At 60.4% G+C, this 1740-nt stretch carries 2 protein-coding genes and 1 pseudogene; 2 read left to right on the forward strand and 1 reads right to left on the reverse strand.

Features of this window, described 5'->3' with window-relative positions; translation table 11 throughout:
• Window positions 1–85: 85 nt before the first annotated feature.
• Both EN879_RS34715 and EN879_RS34720 read left to right on the forward strand, forming a co-directional pair.
• Window positions 86–390, forward strand: a pseudogene (locus EN879_RS34715) (nucleotidyltransferase); the annotation flags it as partial.
• Window positions 391–592: 202 nt separating this feature from the next.
• Entirely contained in the window at window positions 593–877 is a 285-nt protein-coding gene (locus tag EN879_RS34720) for an Hpt domain-containing protein (RefSeq protein ID WP_063170508.1), read from the forward strand.
• 15 nt (window positions 878–892) lie between these two features.
• Here EN879_RS34720 and EN879_RS34725 read toward each other — a convergent pair.
• Window positions 893–1740, reverse strand: an 848-nt coding sequence (locus EN879_RS34725) for a glycosyltransferase family 2 protein (RefSeq protein ID WP_164774790.1), incomplete at its 5' end; no start/stop codon positions are given.

Consider the following 1740-nt stretch of genomic DNA (forward strand, 5'->3'; position numbering starts at 1 on the left):
CAATTGCGTCTGCCCGGGGAGGCAGTCTGTGGATTCGAGGCGTAGTCTCGGCTAAGCATACCCGATGGACGACAGATCCTCGTTTATGAAATCCAGCATCGACCATCTCCCGCCGCCAAAGCAGCGCGAGCTGACAAGAACGGTGGAGGTGCTGCTTGAGGAGTTCGACGACGCGCTGAAGGCTGGTGATGGTGAACAATCGCAAGCTGACCGATTTCGCCGGCTATTGGCAGTCTGCGGCCGACCGCCTGATGCGTGAATGAAGACACCCGTCAGCGTCACCGTCCACTCCCGCCGGGAGGTGAACACTGCACTCAGGGAAGGTCAGTACTTCTTTGTCGACATCCGCCGTGAGGGAATCGTCTCTACGAGCTCGACGGGGAGCCGGTCACTATTCCAGTTCCTACAGGCCCCGTGGAGGCCTTTCGGATGGGAGGGGACTATTTTGCGGGCCGCCTGCCCCAAGCAAGAACGTTCGCTGAGAGTGCGGAGTTCTTCGCCGGCAAGGGCAGACAAGAGAGAGCCTTCGTTTCACTCCACCGAATTCTATGCTTGAATGTCTCTGAAACCTGGTCGCAGAGCGCCTCCCACTTTGAACGATCCCTTCGCCCCCCTACGGCAACGTTTCCTGGCCAGGTGCGCCGCTCAACTGGCGGAGTTGAAGGCGGCGCGGCACACAGTCCTTTTGAAGGGTTCCAACGCCTCACTGATTGCGACCGCGCACTCGCTCGCCGGAGCCGCGGGAACGTTCGGGTTTGCGGAGATCAGCGTACAGGCATCGGCGCTGGAAACACTGCTGATCGAGCAGCCGGATGACGGGGCCGTGCATGCCGCACTCGACGGGCTTATCGAACAGCTCGAGCATACGTTGAAGTGACTTAACCGAAAGGGCTCACTTCTTAGGTCCAGTCAGGCCGGTCCTGGTCATCTCGCCCCAGCTCTGGTCGGCGCGTAGATACTGCCACCAGCCCTTCACGCGCCATAAATTGTTGAGCTGGCGGTAGCCGAAGTTCTCGATCACTGCCACGGCCGTGAGCACGGCGAGGTCCCGCGCGCGCGGAAAACGCTGAAGCTCGGCTTCTTCGAGGACCAGCGAACACACGCTCACGCAAACGCCGTAGGTGAAAACCAGCGATGTGAACGCCAAGAGATACTCGGTCGAAAGAATGCCGAGCAGCCAAAAGGTCGGAATGAGCACATAGCCTAGGACTTCCGAAATCGGCCCCAGCACATCAACAACCAGTATGTGACCAAAGCCGAGGAAGCCAACACGCCCATAACGGGGGTTGAAGAGCATGAAGCGGTAACGGAAGAAGCATTCGAGCGCACCGCGCTGCCAGCGCGTGCGTTGTCTGGCAAGAACGCGGAGTGACTCGGGCGCTTCGGTCCAGCACACCGGCTCAGGAATGAACTGGATGCGGTATTTGCGTTTGGTGTCCATCATGTGACGATGCAGCTTGATCACAAGATCGAGGTCCTCACCCATCGACCCACCGGTGAAGCCGCCAACCGCTACCACTTCGGCGCGGCGGAACATGCCGAAGGCGCCGGACACCAGCATCAGCGTGTTGATGCGGCTCCAGGCAAGCCGCGCCATGAGAAAGGCCCGCAGATATTCGACCACCTGAAACAGGGGCAGCAGCCGGTTCGGCAGCCGGACCTCACGCACCCTGCCACCTTCGATCCTGGACCCGTTGGCGATCCGGATCGTGCCGCCCACAGCGATGGTGCGCTCTGGAT

The organism is Mesorhizobium sp. M7A.F.Ca.AU.002.02.1.1 (assembly GCF_003998535.1).
Classification (GTDB): Bacteria; Pseudomonadota; Alphaproteobacteria; order Rhizobiales; family Rhizobiaceae; genus Mesorhizobium; species Mesorhizobium ciceri.